This is a genomic window from Zoogloea sp. LCSB751 (genome assembly GCF_002028455.1).
Lineage (GTDB): Bacteria > Pseudomonadota > Gammaproteobacteria > Burkholderiales > Rhodocyclaceae > Zoogloea.
Genome location: NZ_MWUM01000009.1, coordinates 72,737 through 88,971, shown reverse-complemented (window position 1 = coordinate 88,971; position 16,235 = coordinate 72,737). Strand labels below are relative to the sequence as shown.

General features: G+C 63.5%; 18 protein-coding genes and 1 tRNA gene. 14 read left to right on the top strand and 5 right to left on the bottom strand.

Annotated features, from left to right (window positions below; all coding sequences use genetic code 11):
* Positions 1 to 9: 9 nt before the first annotated feature.
* From B4920_RS12385 to B4920_RS12365, 5 genes are all read left to right on the top strand, one after another.
* The gene (locus B4920_RS12385; RefSeq protein WP_079434995.1) at positions 10 to 1,269 is read left to right on the top strand and encodes an SfnB family sulfur acquisition oxidoreductase; all 1,260 of its coding nucleotides are present in this window, start codon (positions 10 to 12) and stop codon (positions 1,267 to 1,269) included.
* A 64-nt stretch (positions 1,270 to 1,333) separates the two neighbouring features.
* Positions 1,334 to 2,500, top strand: a complete 1,167-nt coding sequence (locus B4920_RS12380) for a PLP-dependent aspartate aminotransferase family protein (protein WP_079434994.1) — start codon at positions 1,334 to 1,336, stop codon at positions 2,498 to 2,500.
* A gap of 59 nt (positions 2,501 to 2,559) precedes the next feature.
* Positions 2,560 to 3,708 (top strand): FMNH2-dependent alkanesulfonate monooxygenase, encoded by a 1,149-nt coding sequence (gene ssuD / locus B4920_RS12375; RefSeq protein ID WP_079434993.1) that lies wholly within the window; start codon positions 2,560 to 2,562, stop codon positions 3,706 to 3,708.
* Complete coding sequence (locus B4920_RS12370) at positions 3,705 to 4,553, top strand: amidohydrolase family protein (RefSeq protein WP_079434992.1); 849 nt, start codon at positions 3,705 to 3,707, stop codon at positions 4,551 to 4,553. The genes ssuD and B4920_RS12370 overlap by 4 nt, the downstream gene beginning before the upstream one ends.
* Positions 4,554 to 4,998: 445 nt before the next feature.
* The gene (locus B4920_RS12365) at positions 4,999 to 5,421 is read left to right on the top strand and encodes a plasmid pRiA4b ORF-3 family protein (RefSeq protein WP_088179455.1); all 423 of its coding nucleotides are present in this window, start codon (positions 4,999 to 5,001) and stop codon (positions 5,419 to 5,421) included.
* A gap of 300 nt (positions 5,422 to 5,721) precedes the next feature.
* Here B4920_RS12365 and B4920_RS12360 read toward each other — a convergent pair.
* Positions 5,722 to 5,815, bottom strand: a tRNA-Ser gene (locus B4920_RS12360).
* Between the two features lie 51 nt (positions 5,816 to 5,866).
* Complete coding sequence (locus B4920_RS12355) at positions 5,867 to 7,090, bottom strand: aspartate kinase (protein ID WP_079434991.1); 1,224 nt, start codon at positions 7,088 to 7,090, stop codon at positions 5,867 to 5,869.
* A gap of 265 nt (positions 7,091 to 7,355) precedes the next feature.
* Here B4920_RS12355 and B4920_RS12350 point away from each other — a divergent pair, with 265 nt between their 5' ends.
* The gene (locus B4920_RS12350) at positions 7,356 to 7,658 is read left to right on the top strand and encodes a DNA-binding transcriptional regulator (protein ID WP_079434990.1); all 303 of its coding nucleotides are present in this window, start codon (positions 7,356 to 7,358) and stop codon (positions 7,656 to 7,658) included.
* Between the two features lie 13 nt (positions 7,659 to 7,671).
* On the opposite strand, the gene B4920_RS12345 is transcribed toward B4920_RS12350, so the two are convergent.
* A complete protein-coding gene (locus B4920_RS12345) occupies positions 7,672 to 8,523 on the bottom strand; it encodes a radical SAM protein (protein ID WP_079434989.1) in 852 nt (283 codons plus the stop codon).
* A gap of 68 nt (positions 8,524 to 8,591) precedes the next feature.
* On the opposite strand from B4920_RS12345, the gene queD reads away from it, so the two are divergent.
* Complete coding sequence (queD, locus tag B4920_RS12340) at positions 8,592 to 9,038, top strand: 6-carboxytetrahydropterin synthase QueD (RefSeq protein WP_079434988.1); 447 nt, start codon at positions 8,592 to 8,594, stop codon at positions 9,036 to 9,038.
* A gap of 30 nt (positions 9,039 to 9,068) precedes the next feature.
* Here the strand turns inward: queD and B4920_RS12335 are convergent, their stop codons facing one another.
* Positions 9,069 to 9,776, bottom strand: coding sequence for a fumarylacetoacetate hydrolase family protein (locus tag B4920_RS12335; RefSeq protein ID WP_079434987.1), 708 nt, complete (start codon positions 9,774 to 9,776; stop codon positions 9,069 to 9,071).
* Between the two features lie 148 nt (positions 9,777 to 9,924).
* Here B4920_RS12335 and B4920_RS12330 point away from each other — a divergent pair, with 148 nt between their 5' ends.
* The 4 genes from B4920_RS12330 to B4920_RS12315 all read left to right on the top strand — a co-directional run bounded on the left by B4920_RS12330 (position 9,925) and on the right by B4920_RS12315 (position 13,589).
* On the top strand, positions 9,925 to 10,503 hold the full coding sequence (locus B4920_RS12330) for a DJ-1/PfpI family protein (protein ID WP_079434986.1): 579 nt from the start codon (positions 9,925 to 9,927) through the stop codon (positions 10,501 to 10,503).
* Between the two features lie 75 nt (positions 10,504 to 10,578).
* Positions 10,579 to 10,935 carry a ribbon-helix-helix domain-containing protein gene (locus tag B4920_RS12325; protein ID WP_079434985.1) on the top strand — a complete coding sequence of 119 codons (357 nt, stop codon included), beginning with the start codon at positions 10,579 to 10,581 and terminating at the stop codon, positions 10,933 to 10,935.
* A 12-nt stretch (positions 10,936 to 10,947) separates the two neighbouring features.
* Positions 10,948 to 11,652 (top strand): glutathione binding-like protein, encoded by a 705-nt coding sequence (locus tag B4920_RS12320; RefSeq protein ID WP_079434984.1) that lies wholly within the window; start codon positions 10,948 to 10,950, stop codon positions 11,650 to 11,652.
* 116 nt (positions 11,653 to 11,768) lie between these two features.
* On the top strand, positions 11,769 to 13,589 hold the full coding sequence (locus tag B4920_RS12315; protein WP_079434983.1) for a DEAD/DEAH box helicase: 1,821 nt from the start codon (positions 11,769 to 11,771) through the stop codon (positions 13,587 to 13,589).
* A gap of 156 nt (positions 13,590 to 13,745) precedes the next feature.
* Here B4920_RS12315 and B4920_RS12310 read toward each other — a convergent pair whose 3' ends face one another.
* On the bottom strand, positions 13,746 to 14,069 hold the full coding sequence (locus tag B4920_RS12310; protein WP_079434982.1) for a hypothetical protein: 324 nt from the start codon (positions 14,067 to 14,069) through the stop codon (positions 13,746 to 13,748).
* 171 nt (positions 14,070 to 14,240) lie between these two features.
* On the opposite strand from B4920_RS12310, the gene B4920_RS12305 reads away from it, so the two are divergent.
* The 3 genes from B4920_RS12305 to B4920_RS12295 all read left to right on the top strand — a co-directional run bounded on the left by B4920_RS12305 (position 14,241) and on the right by B4920_RS12295 (position 16,198).
* A complete protein-coding gene (locus tag B4920_RS12305) occupies positions 14,241 to 14,867 on the top strand; it encodes a DUF47 domain-containing protein (RefSeq protein WP_079434981.1) in 627 nt (208 codons plus the stop codon).
* 8 nt (positions 14,868 to 14,875) lie between these two features.
* The gene (locus B4920_RS12300; RefSeq protein WP_079434980.1) at positions 14,876 to 15,886 is read left to right on the top strand and encodes an inorganic phosphate transporter; all 1,011 of its coding nucleotides are present in this window, start codon (positions 14,876 to 14,878) and stop codon (positions 15,884 to 15,886) included.
* Between the two features lie 72 nt (positions 15,887 to 15,958).
* On the top strand, positions 15,959 to 16,198 hold the full coding sequence (locus tag B4920_RS12295) for a hypothetical protein (protein ID WP_079434979.1): 240 nt from the start codon (positions 15,959 to 15,961) through the stop codon (positions 16,196 to 16,198).
* Positions 16,199 to 16,235 lie beyond the last annotated feature (37 nt).

The following is a 16,235-nucleotide window of genomic DNA, read 5'->3' as shown; positions in this document are numbered from 1 at the left end:
GGATCCCCCATGAGCACTTCAAACACCGCCATCGCTGAACGCCCGCGCGTCAACTCGCCCCTTCCTTTCGCCCCCAGGCCGCGCCCGACGCAGCCCGCCCACGTGATCCGCGACGACGCGGAGGCCCTCGCCGTCGCCCGTCAGCTGGCACGGGAGTTCGCCCGCGAAGCCGCTCTGCGCGACCGTGAAGGCTTCCTGCCCATCGACGAGATCGACGCTTACTCCCAATCTGGCCTGTGGGGCATCACGGTTCCCAAGGCCTACGGCGGCGCCGGTGTCTCTTACGCCACGGTGGCCGAAGTCATCGAAATCATCGCCGCAGCAGACTCCAGCATCGCCCAGATCACCCAGAACCACCTGGTGCTCGTCGCCCACATCGGCCTGGATGCAAGTGAAGAGCAGAAGCGTGAACTCTTCGGGCTGGCCCTGCAGGGTTACCGTTTCGGCAACGCTTTCTCGGAGCTGAACAGCCGCAACGTGGCAACCTTCGAAACCAAGGTGCTCGACAAGGGCGACCATGTGATCGTTCATGGCCAGAAGTTCTATACCACCGGCGCACTGCTCGCCCACGTCGTTCCCATCGTCGCCGTGGATGAAGACGGCAAGGGCTACCTGGTCTTCGCCGACCGGGACGCACCGGGCCTGACGGTCATCAACGACTGGTCCAGCTTCGGTCAGCGCACCACCGCCTCGGGCTCGGTGAAGATCGAGCAGGTGAGCGTGCCGAAAAGCCGCGTGGTGCCTATCCTGGCTTTCGACACCCCCACCGCGGCGGGCGCAATCTCGCAGATCATCCAGGCCGCCATCGACGCCGGCATCGCCCGCGGCACCCTGGACGACACCATCAACTTCGTGCGCGAGAAGAGCCGTCCGTGGATCGACAGCGGGAAGGAGACTGCCGCCGAGGATCCGCTGACGATCTCGACCGTCGGCCAGCTGGCGATCCGCCTCCATGCCGCCGAGGCCCTGCTGGAGCGCGCCGGACGCCGCATCGACGAAGCCCTGGCCGCGCCGAGCGAAGAGACCGTCAACGCAGCCACCCTCACGACGGCGGAATCCAAGGTGCTAACTACCGAGATCGCCCTCGAAGCGAGCAACCGCCTCTTCGAACTGGCCGGCACCCGTGCCACGCTGGCCACCCACGGTCTCGACAGGCACTGGCGCAACGCCCGCGTCCACACCCTGCACGATCCGGTGCGCTGGAAGTACTTCCATATCGGCAACTACCACCTGAACGGCGTCAATCCTCCGCGCCATCCGTGGAACTGATCCGGTGCTCACGGGGAACGTGGGCGATAGCGCCGCGTTCCCCCCATCCCGTCGCCTACCAGCCATGAGCTCAACGCCCGTCCGTCCACCCGCCGTTAGCCCTGAAACCGCCGCCGCCCAGGCACTCGGCCAGCTCGCCCCACCCTTCCAGGAGGTGGTTGCCCCCATCCACATGGCGACCACCTACGCGCGGGACGAGCACGGCCAGTTGAACGGCGGCAGGCTGTACGCCCGCGACGCATCGCCTGCTTACGATCCGGCCGAAGCCCTGTTGTGCCAGCTGGAAAACGGCCACGCCGCGCGGCTCTTCGCCTCCGGCATGGCGGCCAGCAGCGCGGTGCTGCAGATCCTGAAGCCGGGCGACAAACTCGTCGTACCGCGCAACATGTACTGGGCGCTACGCAACTGGGTACGACGCTTTGCAGCGCAATGGGGCATTGTGCTGGCCGAATATAAGAACAGCAGCCTGACCAGCCTGCGGGATGCACTCTCCGGCCCGCCCCCGCGTCTGCTGTGGATCGAAACACCGGCCAATCCGACTTGGGAAGTCACCGACATCGAAGCCGCCAGCGCGCTGGGGCATGCCCACGGCGCGCGGGTCGTCGTCGACTCCACGGTGGCGACGCCGGTGCACACCCGCCCGCTGGATCTCGGTGCCGACTTCGTGGTCCATTCGGCGACCAAATACCTGAACGGCCACTCCGACGTGGTTGCCGGCGCGGTGGTCGCCCGCGCCGACTCGGACGACTGGCAGACGATCTGTCAGTACCGCGGCCAGGCCGGCGCGATACTCGGCCCCTTCGAGGCCTGGCTGCTGCTACGGGGCATGCGGACCCTGTTTCCGCGCGTCCGGACCGCGAGCCGCTCGGCCCTTCACATCGCGCAGCGCCTTGCGGAGCACCCCGCTGTGATCGAGGTGCGCTACCCCGGCCTGCCCGACGATCCAAATCACACTGCCGCCGCACGCCAGATGCACGACGGCTGCGGCGGCATGCTGTCCTTTCGCGTCACGGGCGGCGCCATCGGTGCCCGCCGCGTGGCCGGCGCGCTGCGCCTCTTCAAGGAAGCCACCTCCCTCGGCGCAGTGGAGAGCCTGGTCGAGCATCGCGCTCCCGTCGAAGGCCCCGGCAGCCTGTGCCCCGACGACCTGCTGCGCCTGTCCATCGGAATAGAAGCCGTAGACGACCTGATCGCCGACCTGGAGCAGGCCCTCGCCCAACTCCCGGCATAGGTGTTTCGTCACGGTATGCCCCTACCCGCACGTCCATCCCATAACCCATTAGGACTGTCATGAGTCTCGACATCTTCTGGTTTCTGCCCACCTCGGGCGACACCCGCTATCTGGGTAAATCCAATACCGGGCGGCCGGTCACCCAGGAATACCTGCAGCAAATCGCCGTGGCCGCCGACAACCTGGGCTACGACGGCATCCTGATTCCCACCGGAAGTGGCTGCCTCGATCCCTGGGTGACCGCCGCCAGCATTGCCGGCGCGACCCGGCGCCTGAAACTGCTGGTCGCCCTGCGCACCGCCCTCACCAAGCCGACGGCCGCCGCGCGCATGGCCGCCACCCTCGACCAGGCTACCCATGGCCGCCTGCTCCTCAACGTGGTGGCCGGCGGCGACTCGACCGAGCTGGCGGGTGACGGCATCTTCCTCGACCATGATGCGCGCTACGCCGAGGCCTCCGAGTTCCTGGCGATCTGGCGGCGTCTGCTGCAGGGGGAAACCGTCGATTTCCATGGTGGGCACCACCGGGTGGAAGGCGCCAGGAATTTCTTCGAGGCCGTCCAACGCCCCTACCCGCCCCTGTACTTCGGCGGCTCCTCGCCCGTCGCCCACGAACTGGCGGCCGAGCATGTCGACACCTACCTGACCTGGGGCGAACCACCGGCCGCCGTTGCGGAAAAGCTCGCCGATGTGCGGGAACGGGCCGCGCGGCACGGACGTCAGCTGCGCTACGGCGTACGCCTGCACGTGATCGTGAGGGAAACCAACGAAGAAGCCTGGGCCGCCGCCGAGCGCCTGATCAGCCGCCTCGACGACGAGACGATCGCCAAGTCCCAGGCCCGCTACGCGGCAATGGACTCGGTTGGCCAGCAACGCATGGCCGCCCTGCACGGCGGGCGCCGGGACAGTCTGGAAGTCAGCCCCAACCTGTGGGCCGGCGTCGGCCTGGTTCGCGGCGGCGCCGGCACCGCGCTGGTCGGCGATCCACAGACCGTGGCCGCCCGTCTGAAGGAATACGCGGACCTGGGCGTGGACAGCTTCGTGCTGTCCGGCTACCCGCACCTGGAAGAGGCCTATCGCTTCGCGGAGCTGGTCTTCCCGCTGCTGCCGGGCAAGAAGCCGGTCACCATCCAGGATCATGTCATGACCGGCGGCCCCTTCGACGCCCGGACCGTCAATTCCAACGCTGCTGAAAAGGTAACTGTATGACCCGCGTCATCGACATGCGCTGCCGTCCCGCGTACCTGCACGATTTCTTTGGCGCAACGCCGGGGAGCGCCGCCAATGAAACCGCCCGCTGGCTGAACCGTCGCGTCGGCACCCGGGGCAACGACGAGCATTACGCCCGCTCCCGGACGCCCGAGGGCTTCCTCGCGGAAGTCCGCGATGCCGGCCTCAGCAAGGCCGTTGTGGTCGGCCGTCATACGCCTGGCCAACACTTGCCGATTGATCTCATCCATCGGATCACCGACGGACACGACGAACTTCTCGGCATCGCCGGCGTAGACCCGCAGTTGCAAGGCCACGCCGCCGTGGACGAAGCCGAACGCGCCATCCGCGATCTGGGCCTCGCCGGCATCGATATCGAGCCCGGTTTCGGCGAACCGGCCCGCCACGCCGACGATCCTGTCTATTTTCCAATCTACGAGGTATGCGCCCAGCTCAAGGTACCGGTGTTTCTGATGACGGGCCCGACAACCCCGGACCCACGCTTCAACGATCCCGCCGCCCTTGCCCGCGTGGCGCAAGCCTTCCCCACCCTGCCCATCGTCTGCTATCACGGCTACTGGCCCAACGTACAGCAGGCGATCGGCGTCGCCTTCCGCTACGAGAACATCCACCTGGTACCGGACATGTACCTCTTCATCGCCGGCAGCCAAGCCTACGTGGATGCGGCCAACGGCTTCCTCGCGGATCAGCTGCTGTTCGGTTCGTCCTACCCCTTCCGCCCTATCCAGCAGAGCATCGACGACTTCCAGCGCCTGGGTTTCAGGGACGCATTACTGGACAAGCTCCTGCATGACAACGCCGCCAGGTTGTTCTCCATCGACTGACACCGACCCTTTTGAAGCACCGCAACCCGCTCACGCCCCTCTCAAATGAAGATGATGCGTTGGCTGTCGTAGTCCAGAAGCGTCAGAAATTTTGTGTTTGAGGCGAGTTTCGAGTGATCCCGGCCATGGCCGGGATCAAACGCTCGCCGTGCAGCGCAGAATGGCGATGCGTGGAGCATCCATAGCTTTCGACGCGCAATCTCCTGGATCCGGTTATGCGGCTCTTTGGTGAGGCCCCCCAGATTGACGTGAGCGTCGCTCCTCTCCTGTCTTGATCCCAACTCTTTGAGCAACGAAGGTGGGCGGCGTGGACCGTATGTTCGGCGTAGCCCCGAGCTCAAGGCAGCGATCGTGGCCGCGAGTCTGGCGCCGGATCGTCGTTCCCGAATCGATCACCATCACCCTCAGCCGGCTCCACCCGTGATCCAGTGCGTCATGGGCTGGGGTGGGGCATCTGCACGAATTCGAGATTGCCGGCGAGCGCTACGGCATCCCCGACCCGGAGATCGACTGGGGCGACCTGCCCCGTTCCGAGCCGCGCATCCCGCTCAAGACGGCACTGGGGGGCCTGAAGTCATTCACGTACCTCTATGACTTCGGGGATCACTGGAAACACCGGATCAAAATGGAGAAACGCCATCAGCCGGATCCCATCCTGTCGGCGAGCGCTCTCTGCCTGGACGGCGCCAACGCCGCTCCACCCGAAGACGTAGGCGGCACACCGCGCTACGCCGACTTCCTGGAGGCCATTCTCGACCCGAACCACCGCGAGCATCACGCCATGTGGGCGTGGTGCGGGCAGGACTTCGAGTTCAGGCCCCTTGACCTGTCTGCGGTCAACGAGAGCCTGGAGGGACTGAAGGTCTGAGGCGTCAAGACGGGGTAAGAACGACGCTTGCAGATGGACTCGGTCTGCTCGTTGTGGAACGACGTAATCATGGCAGAACACTAACGGCTAGCGTTAATAGTGAAGATCCTGCTCAGGAAAGGATCGGCCGGGAGCCGTTCAATTGTCACAGAGCTCTTCAGCGTGCAGGGAGTCAACGCATTTCGAAAGAGACACCGCAACTCCCGCGGGGTGCTTGTGCCGAGTGGCAACACAGATGGCACACCGCCGAATTATAAGAACAAAAAAGCCCTTGATTTCTCAAGGGCTTATCTGTTTTCTTGGCGGAGAGTGAGGGATTCGAACCCTCGATGCAAGTTTTAGCTCGCATGCTCCCTTAGCAGGGGAGTGCCTTCGACCTCTCGGCCAACTCTCCCGTCAAGAGCTGCGCATTATAGACAATGAGCTGCGTTTCGTCAAATCAAGATTACGCTTGTTCCAGACCGAACGCACGGTGCAGCACACGCACGGCCAGTTCGAGATACTTCTCGTCAATGACGACGGAGATCTTGATCTCGGATGTGGAGATCATCTGCAGGTTGATGCCCTCCTCGGCCAGAGTGCGGAACATGCGCGACGCGACGCCCGGGTGGGAGCGCATGCCGACGCCGACGATGGACACCTTGGCCATCGTGCGGTCGCCCTTGATCTCACGGGCACCAATGTGGCCTTGGACCTGCTCGAGGATCTTGATGGTCTTGTCAAAGTCGCCGCGGCTGACCGTGAAGGAGAAGTCGGTGGTGCCGTCGTGGCCGACATTCTGGATGATCATGTCCACATCGATATTGGCATCCGCCACCGGGCCGAGGATCTGGTAGGCGATGCCCGGCTTGTCCGGCACGCCCTGCACGGTGATCTTGGCTTCGTCGCGATTGAAAGCAATGCCGGAGATGATCGGCTGTTCCATGTTCTTGTCTTCCTCAACGGTAATCAGGGTGCCCTCACCTTCCTCCTGGAAGCTGGAGAGAACACGAAGCTTCACTTTGTACTTGCCGGCAAACTCCACGGAACGGATCTGCAGCACCTTGGAGCCCAGGCTGGCCATTTCCAGCATTTCCTCGAAGGTGATGGTGTCCAGCTTGCGGGCTTCCGGCACAACGCGGGGGTCAGTGGTGTACACGCCATCCACGTCTGTATAGATCTGGCACTCGTCGGCCTTGATCGCCGCCGCCAGCGCAACGCCGGTGGTGTCGGAACCGCCACGGCCCAGCGTGGTGATGTTGCCGGCCTCATCCACGCCCTGGAAACCCGCGACGACCACGACTGCGCCTGCATCCAGATCGCGGCGGATGTTGTCTCCGTCGATGTCGAGGATGCGCGCCTTGGTGTAGGAGTCATCGGTCAGGATGCGCACCTGGCCACCGGTGTAGCTGCGCGCCTTGATGCCCAGTTCTTCGAGCGCCATGCACAGCAGGCCGATGGTGACCTGCTCGCCGGTGGAGATCACCACGTCGAGCTCACGGGGGCTGGGATTCGCGCTGACTTCCTTGGCCAGTGCAATCAGGCGATTGGTCTCGCCGCTCATGGCGGACAGGACGATCACCAGCTGGTGTCCCTGGGCTTGGAACTTCGCGACCCGCTTGGCCACGTTCTTGATCCGCTCGGGGTTACCGACGGAAGTGCCGCCATATTTCTGAACTATGAGCGCCATCTTGACTTCTAAGAAGATGAGGATATGGGAAACCCGTGATCTTAACGGATATCGCCGCGGCGTGCAGCCCTCTGAGTTTTTCCGTAACGATGTGTGCCATGTCACGAAAAATTGCTGTGGAAAACCCTAGTCCATGCAAATATGGCGTTGTATGTGTTGCGAGTAGTGATCTATACTTTCCGACATATAACGAAAGTTATATCAGACAGCAGCTAGTCTGTTGTTAAGACTGACAGAGTGAACAACCCCTTGAGGATGGCAAAAAATGAAGACCACTGAAAAAGTTGATGTGCGCGAAATCCGCCGTAAGCTCGGTTTGAACCAGTCCCAGTTCTGGTCCAAGATCGGTGTGACCCAGAGCGGCGGCTCCCGCTACGAAAGCGGCCGCAACATTCCGCGCCCTGTTCAGGCCCTGCTGCGCTTGGTCCATATCGAGCAAGTAGACATCAGCAAGATCAAGAAGGACGACGTCGAAGTGGTGGAGTACCTGAAGTCCACCAACCCCGATCTGTTCAAGACGCTCAAGAAGGAAGCCCGCGCCAAGAAGAAAGAGCGCGTCGCTCACTGAGCAGCTACGAGCCTCAAGGGCTGACTGTCACAGCCAGCCCTTTCTGCCTCAGCCTGCCGGCGATCGATTCGAGTTCGACAGCACTGAGCTGTTTCAGATGGACAGCCTCAGGCTGAAACGACTGTCGGGCCAGGCCATACAGCAACACCCCTTTCAGGGGAGTGAGTCCCGCCTGTTCCAGCAACGCCAGATAGTCATCCACAAATTCCGTGGTGGGAGCTTTGTCATCCCAACGGAACATGCATGTCTGCACCCATGTCGGGCACAAGGACGCACATAGAGCCAATCGCCGCGCGTGAGACGCGGGACGGATGCTGACGCCATTGATCCGCGCAATATCGGCCTGCGTTCCCGCATCCAGCTTGAACCACACCTCCCCACCCGCTTCAGCGAGCAGGCTCAGGCCTGCCTGTACATCGGGCTTGTCCACCTGACTGCCATTGGTAATCAGACGGATCGGCACGCACGCCAGCCCGGCTTCATCGCGGATCCGCACGACCTGCCTCACGACGCTCGAGAAAGTCGCACAACTCGTCGGCTCCCCGTTACCCGAGAACGCGATATCGCGAATCACCTGCGCCTCTTCCGGCACATGCTCGGCCATGAACCGGCCGTGAATGAGTTCGTGCAGAAAGCCCTGCAGTTCGCGCACCAGCAGCGCCTCGTCGATCGCCGGCGCCGCACCACGGACCAGCCCGGGAACCTGACAATAGGCGCAGTGCCAGTTGCAGGCATTGTTCGGGTTCAGGTTGATTCCTACCGAAACGCCCTTCGCCCGCCTGGACACGACCGGATAGACATAAGTCATGTCGATGTAGCTGCGATTGTGATCCGTTACGGTCAGCATCTGCTGCCTGGTGTTCATGGCACTATCCGGCTCCAAAAACGAGGCGCGTATAATACGGGACCTTTTTTGCTAACCCGGTGCTCCCCATGCGTATCACGCGCCGCCTGGAATTCGACGCGGGCCACCGCATCCCCGACCATGCCAGCCAATGCCGGCACCTGCACGGCCATCGTTACGGACTGGAGATTACGCTCTCCGGCGACATCATCGAGGCTGCCGGCACCCCGGTTAACGGCATGGTGATGGACTTTGCCGACGTGAAGGCCATTGCCAAACAACACATCGTGGACGTCTGGGACCACGCCTTCCTGGCTTATCGCCACGACACGGCCGTCGTAGCCTTTCTGCAAAGCATGCCCGGCCACAAGACGGTCATTCTCGATGTGGTACCGACCGCCGAGAACCTGGCCGCCGAAGCCTTCCGCATCCTCGATCCGCTCTACAGGGACAGCTACGGCAACCATCTGCGTCTTGAACGCGTACGCCTGTTCGAAACGCCCAACTGCTGGGCCGACGCGCTGCGCTCCGAGTGAGAGAGGCGGCACCAGACGGTGCCGCCCTCTTCATTCAGGCTGGACGATCCGCACCGCCAGACTTCCGACGCCTTCCACGCCGGCCTCGATGAGATCGCCAGCCACGACGGGGCCAACCCCTTCCGGCGTCCCCGTGAAAATGAGATCGCCCGGCTCCAGCCGGAAGTAGGAAGACAGGTTGGCGATGATCTCCGCCAACGACCAGATCATGTCCGACACATCTCCCCGCTGGCGGGGCAGCCCATTCACGTTCAGCCACACCTCGCCCTTGCCGGGATGCCCCACCGCCGTTGCCGGCACCAGCGGGGAAATGGGTGCAGACCGATCAAAAGCCTTGCCCAGCTCCCACGGACGCCCCTTGTCGCGCAAGGCGAACTGAAGATCGCGGCGCGTCATGTCGAGACCTGCGCCATAACCCCACACGTGGGACAGGGCGTCTTCGACCGGGATGTCTGTGCCCCCCTTGCCGATGGCCACAACGAGTTCGATCTCGTAATGGAGATTGCCGGTCGCCTGCGGATAAGGCAGATCGAGCGTTGCCCCCTGGAGGACCGGCACCACCGCATCAGCCGGTTTGCAGAAGAAGAACGGCGGCTCCCGCGTCGGGTCCGAACCCATTTCGCGCGCATGGGCGGCATAGTTGCGCCCGACGCAATACACTCGGCGCACCGGGAACCGGGTATCCCTGCCGACAACCGGCACCACAGCCGCAGGCGGCGGAACAATTACGAAATCCATCAAGTCAGTCCTTTCCACAAGTTCATGTTGTCCGCATCGAACCCCGATACCGGACCGTGTTTCGGACGCGTGGTAACCGGTTACCACCCGCGCCCCATATTCCGTCGCCACACTTCCTGCACCCCCACCCACCCCCGAGGAGACAGGCATGCCCAAGAAAATCCTGATGATCTGTGGCGACTTCTGTGAAGACTACGAAACCATGGTGCCGTTCCAGGCCCTGCTCGCCGTCGGCCACACGGTGCACGCCGTGTGCCCCGACAAGAAGGCCGGCGACACCATTGCCACCGCCATTCACGACTTCGAAGGCAATCAGACCTACACCGAGAAGCGGGGCCACAATTTTGCCCTGAATGCGACCTTTGCCGACATCCGCGTGGAAGACTACGACGCGCTGGTGGTGCCCGGCGGACGCGGACCGGAATACCTGCGCCTCTATCCCTCCGTCGTCGAAGCGGTCCGCCATTTCTTCGCCGCCAACAAGCCGGTGGCCGCCATCTGCCACGGCGCGCAATTGCTGGCCGGCGCCCGCGTGCTCGAAGGACGGACCTGCTCCGCCTACCCAGCCTGCCGTGCCGAGGTGGAACTGGCCGGCGGCACCTATGCCGACATTCCGGTGGATCAGGCCATCACCGACGGCAATCTGGTGACGGCCCCGGCGTGGCCGGCCCACCCGGCCTGGATCGCCCAGTTCCTGGCCGTGCTTGGCACCCGCATCACGCACTGAGCCCGCCCAGCACAACGCTCCCGTCAGGCCTAGAATGGCTTGACGGGAGCGTCCCCGTTCACGGAGCCATTCAGCATGTGCCAGATCTTCATCAACGCCGACCCCGAGCTGTACGCCGGCCGCAGCCGCTCGATCCGCCTGCACGGCGTGGCCACCAGCTTGCGCCTGGAGAATCTGTTCTGGAACGTGCTGGAGGAAATCGGCGAACGGGACGGCCTCAGCGTGCCGCAACTGGTCAGCCGGCTGTACGACGAGCTCAGCACCAGTGGTCGACTCGACGAACATGCGAACTTCAGCTCCTTCCTGCGGGTCTCCTGCATGCGTTACCTGCAGCTACAGCTCAGCGGACGCATCCCCACCGACACCGGCGTACCGATTCGTGCGCTCGACGCCGGTTGGGTCCTGGCTGACGAACGGCGGCCTTCCGCCTGAAAGAACCGCGAGATGATCGACCTTTATTACTGGACCACGCCCAACGGCCACAAAGTCACCTTGTTTCTGGAAGAGAGCGGCATACCCTACCGGATCCACCCGATCAATATCGGCAAAGGCGAGCAATTCCAGCCGGACTTCCTGCGCATTGCGCCCAACAACCGCATCCCCGCCATCGTCGACACGGCACCGGCAGACGGCGGTGAGCCGATCTCCATTTTCGAGTCTGGCGCCATCCTGGTGTATCTGGCCGAGAAGACCGGACAGTTCCTGTCATCCGACCCGCGCACTCGCATCGCCACACTGCAATGGCTGTTCTGGCAGATGGGCGGCCTCGGACCGATGGCCGGGCAAAACCACCATTTCGTACAGTACGCGCCCGAGCCCCTGCCCTACGCCATCGAACGCTATGTGAAGGAGACCGCCCGCCTGTATGCCGTCCTCGACAAGCAACTGAAGGACCGCGACTTCATCGCCGGCGCGGATTACTCAATCGCCGACATGGCCTGCTATCCATGGATCGTGCCCCACGAGCGCCAGGGCCAGCGCCTCGAGGATTTCCCCAATCTGAAGCGCTGGTTCGAGTCCATTCGCCAGCGCCCGGCCACCCTCCGCGCCTACGCGCTCGCCGAAAGCATCAACAAGACGCCGACGGTAGACGACGAATCGAGGAAGATTCTTTTCGGTCAGGATGCTAAAACCGTAAACAAAGCGTGATGGGGCGACGGGACGGCCGGGTGCGCTTCCGGTAAAATCGTGGTTTCCTCTTGAAGCCGCTTCTTTTTCCGGGCCCAAGACCGCTTCACCCATCACCCGGCCCGCGTCCCGCCCCCATGACTGCTTCCATCGAACGCTTCGACCAGCTCGACCTCCAGGCCCCGATTCTCGAGGCCCTCGCCGAGATCGGCTACGAAACCCCCTCCCCCATCCAGGCGGCCTGCATCCCGCACCTGCTCGCCGGCCATGACATCCTCGGCGAGGCCCAGACCGGCACCGGCAAGACCGCAGCCTTCGCGCTACCGGCCCTCGACCGCGTAGACATCGGCAAACGTAGCCCGCAGGTGCTGGTACTCGCCCCGACCCGCGAACTCGCTATCCAGGTGGCCGAAGCCTTCCAGCGCTACGCCAGCAAGATGCCGGGCTTCCACGTGCTGCCGATCTACGGCGGCCAGAGCATGGTCGTCCAGCTCCGCCAGCTGCAGCGCGGCGCCCACGTGGTGGTCGGCACGCCCGGTCGCGTGATGGATCACATCGAGCGCAAAAGCCTCAACCTCGACGGCCTGACCACGCTGGTTCTCGACGAAGCCGACGAAATGCTGCGCATGGGCTTCATCGACGACGTGGAATGGATCCTCGAGCACATCCCGGCCGAGCGCCAGACTGCCCTTTTCTCGGCCACCATGCCGGACGCCATCCGCCGGGTCGCCCACCGCTACCTGCGCGAGCCGAAGGAAGTAAAGATCAAGGCGGCCACCGCCACCGTCTCCACCATCCGCCAGCGCTTCCTTCAGATCGCCGGCGCCCACAAGCTCGACGCGCTGACCCGCATCCTCGAAGTCGAAGACGACTTCGACGCCGCGATCGTCTTCGTGCGCACCAAAACCGCCACCGTCGAGCTGGCGGAAAAGCTGGAAGCCCGCGGCTACGCCGCAGCCTGTCTCAATGGCGACATGACCCAGCAGCTGCGCGAACGGGTCATCGAACAGCTCAAGAACAAGACCCTCGACATCGTCGTCGCCACCGACGTGGCCGCCCGCGGCATCGACGTACCGCGCGTCAGCCACGTCATCAACTACGACATCCCTTACGACACCGAAGCCTACGTGCACCGTATCGGCCGCACCGGCCGCGCCGGCCGCGCCGGCAACGCGATCCTCTTCGTCGCCCCGCGTGAAAACCACCTGCTGCGCCAGATCGAGCGCGCCACCCGCCAGCCGATCGAACTGCTCAAGCTGCCGAGCCGTGAAGCCGTCGCCGACAAGCGTGTCGCGGCCTTCCAGCAACAGGTTTCCGAGGTGCTGGAATCCGAGGACCTGAGCTTCTTCCTCGACGTAATCGCCGGCATGGAAGAAAAGCACGACGTCAGCATCCACGAGATCGCTGCCGCACTGGCCTTCCTGGCCCAAAAGGATCGCCCACTGCAGATGCCCGACACCGGCAGGCCCGACATCGCCCAGCTCGCCTCCGGCAAACCCGAACCCCGCGCCCCGCGCGAGCCCCGCGAAAACCGCGGTCAGATCCTCGAACGCCGCCGCGACTTTGCCGAAGGCAAGCTGGCGCGCTACCGCATCGACGTGGGCCGCGAACACATGGCGTCTCCGAAGGACATCGTCGGCGCCATCGCCAACGAGGCCGGCATCGAAAGCCGCTTCATCGGCCAGATCAATCTCTTCGAGGACTACAGCACGGTCGAACTCCCCGCTGACCTGCCCAACGATGTGATCCAGATCCTGCGCCGGGCGCGGGTCCGCCAACAGCCGCTCAACATCCGGCTGGCGAGTCCCGAGGAAGCCAGCCGCGAGCGCGGTCGTCCAGGTCCCGGTGGTCGCGGTGCTCCTCCCAAGAAGCCCTTCCGCAAGGAAGGCTTCAACCGCGATGCTGGAAATTTCAACCGCGACGGTGGCGGCTTCAAGCCCCGTAAGCCGAAGCCCTGACGCGTTCCGCCTTCATTCGAGCCCGAGGCCGTCGACAATCTCCTTGAGCGCTGCAAAGCAGTGCGCGTCGATGGCCCGGTCGACCTCGTCGGCCATGATCTCCAGCGTTTTCACGACTGGCACCACCCCGCGATACGGCCGCTTGGCCGTATCGCGTCAATCGAGCGATACCGTGTATCGCCCAGGCTCCAGCGCAAAGACCGCCCGCGCCGGATCGGGCGATGCCAGAAGCTCCCGGAAGTCTGCACGCTCCGCGCAGCGCCTGAAAGTATCGACCACCGCGGGATCGAACCTCGTTCCTGAACGGTCTTCGACTTCCCAGCAGGCAGCATCTGCACCATCCGACACGTTGAAGACGTCCCCGGCCTGGGCCAGCGCCCTGATCCTCGCGGTCAGACCGGCGCCCAGCCCCGCATGTCCGATGACGGACTTCAGCACCTTGGGCAAGCGACCATCCATCGTCTTGAAGGCAAGCGGCATAGCGACTCCCCAAAACACGGCATTCCCAGTTGAACGAACGGCCATGAACGGACGGAATGTAGGGGCATCATCCGTTGCATCCGCCCCACACTCCCGCAAACCACCCTTCGTGAAGGTCGCAAGCGTCTGATAAAATGAAAAATTACCGTCATCACCTGGTAACAATCACACATGTTCGGACGCCTGCTGCCCCAAGAGGGGCGCTTTTTTGAACTCTTCAACAGCCACGCGGAACAGATCGTCCGTGGCGGCGAAGCCCTTGTCGCTCTGATGCAGGATCTGGACGGAGCGGAACAACACATCGCCAACATCGAGGCGATCGAACAAGCTGCAGACAAGATCACCCACGAGACGATCGCCCAGCTCCACAAGAGCTTCATCACGCCGCTGGACCGCGACGAGATCCACGGCCTCATCAACGCCATGGACGACATTCTCGACACTGTCCAGGACGTTGCCGAGTGCACCACCCTCTACCATATCCAGCGCATCACGCCGGAAGCCCTGCAGCTGGCCAACGTCAGCCTGTCCTGTTGCACGCGGGTCAAGATCGTCGTCGGCCTGATCGCCAACATGGACAACGCCAGCGCGATCCTGCAAACCTGTCAGGAAATCGACCGCCTCGAAACCGACGCCGACCGCATCATGCGCGGCGCCATGTCCAAGCTCTTCCGTGACGAACGCGACGCGCTGCAAGTCATGAAGCTCAAGGCCATCTACGAGCAGCTCGAATCCATCACCGATCGCTGCGAGGACGTCGCCAAGATCGTCGAAGGCATCGTGCTCGAAAACGCCTGAGCGCATCCATGGAACACGTACAGATCGGCCTGTGGGTCATTGCCGGGCTCGTGGTCGTCGCCCTGCTTTTCGACTTCATGAACGGCTTTCACGACGCTGCGAACGCCATCGCCACCGTCGTTTCCACCGGCGTGCTCAAGCCCCATCAGGCCGTGGCCTGGGCCGCCACCTTCAACTTCATTGCCTTGTTCGTCTTCCAGCTGAAGGTGGCCAGCACCGTCGGCAAAGGCATCATCGAGCCCTCGGCGGTGGACCACTACCTGATCTTCGGAGCCCTCGTCGGCGCCATCGCCTGGAACATCGTCACCTGGTACTACGGCATTCCATCGAGCTCCTCCCACGCCCTCATCGGCGGCATCGTCGGCGCCGCGATTGCCAAGGCCGGCAACACCGGCACGCTGATCGGCGCGGGTATCTGGAAAACGGTCGCCTTCATCATCCTCTCGCCACTGTTCGGTTACGTGCTCGGCTCACTGATCCTCGTCATCGTCGCATGGGTGTGCCGCAACAAGACCCAGCGCCGGGTCGACAAGTGGTTCCGCCGGCTGCAACTCCTGTCGGCAGGCCTGTACAGCCTCGGACACGGCGGTAACGATGCCCAGAAGACGGTCGGCATCATCTGGATGCTGCTGATCGCCGCCGGCGTGACCGCTCAGGGCGATCCGGTCCCGATGTGGGTCGTCGTACTGTGCTACATGGCCATCGGCTTCGGCACCCTGTTCGGCGGCTGGCGCATCGTCAAAACCATGGGGCAGCGCATCACCAAGCTCAAGCCGGTGGGTGGCTTCTGCGCCGAAACGGGGGGCGCGATTACTCTGTTCATTGCCACCGCGCTGGGTGTTCCGGTCTCCACGACTCATACCATCACCGGCGCCATCGTCGGGGTCGGCTCGGTGCGCCGCACCGCGGCCGTGCGCTGGGGGATTGCCGGCAGCATTGTCTGGGCCTGGATCCTGACCATTCCCTGTTCCGCGCTCATTGCAGCCGGCGGCTACTGGCTCGGCCGCGGCCTGCTGTAATCGGCGCAACTTGACGTCCGCGAGGAGAAGTTCGATCCTCGCGGCCTCAACCCGTTTCGCCCTCTCCCGTTCATGCCCGCTCCCACCCTGAAGCAGCAAAAGACCTTTGCCATCGTCCGCATCATCGGAGGCTTTGCTTCTGCCACCGTGCTCGGCTACTCCTTTGTAACCAATGTGCTGGCTGGCCAGCCAGCCGAAGGCCCGGTACTGCTGACCGGCATCATGGCCTTGTTGGGTCTCGGCTATGCGGCCTACTACACCCGCAGCCTGAGCCGCATTGCCGAGACGGAATCGTATAAAGATCAACCGTGATCCATCAGTCGTCCGCGTTGGCCGGACTGCTAGCCGG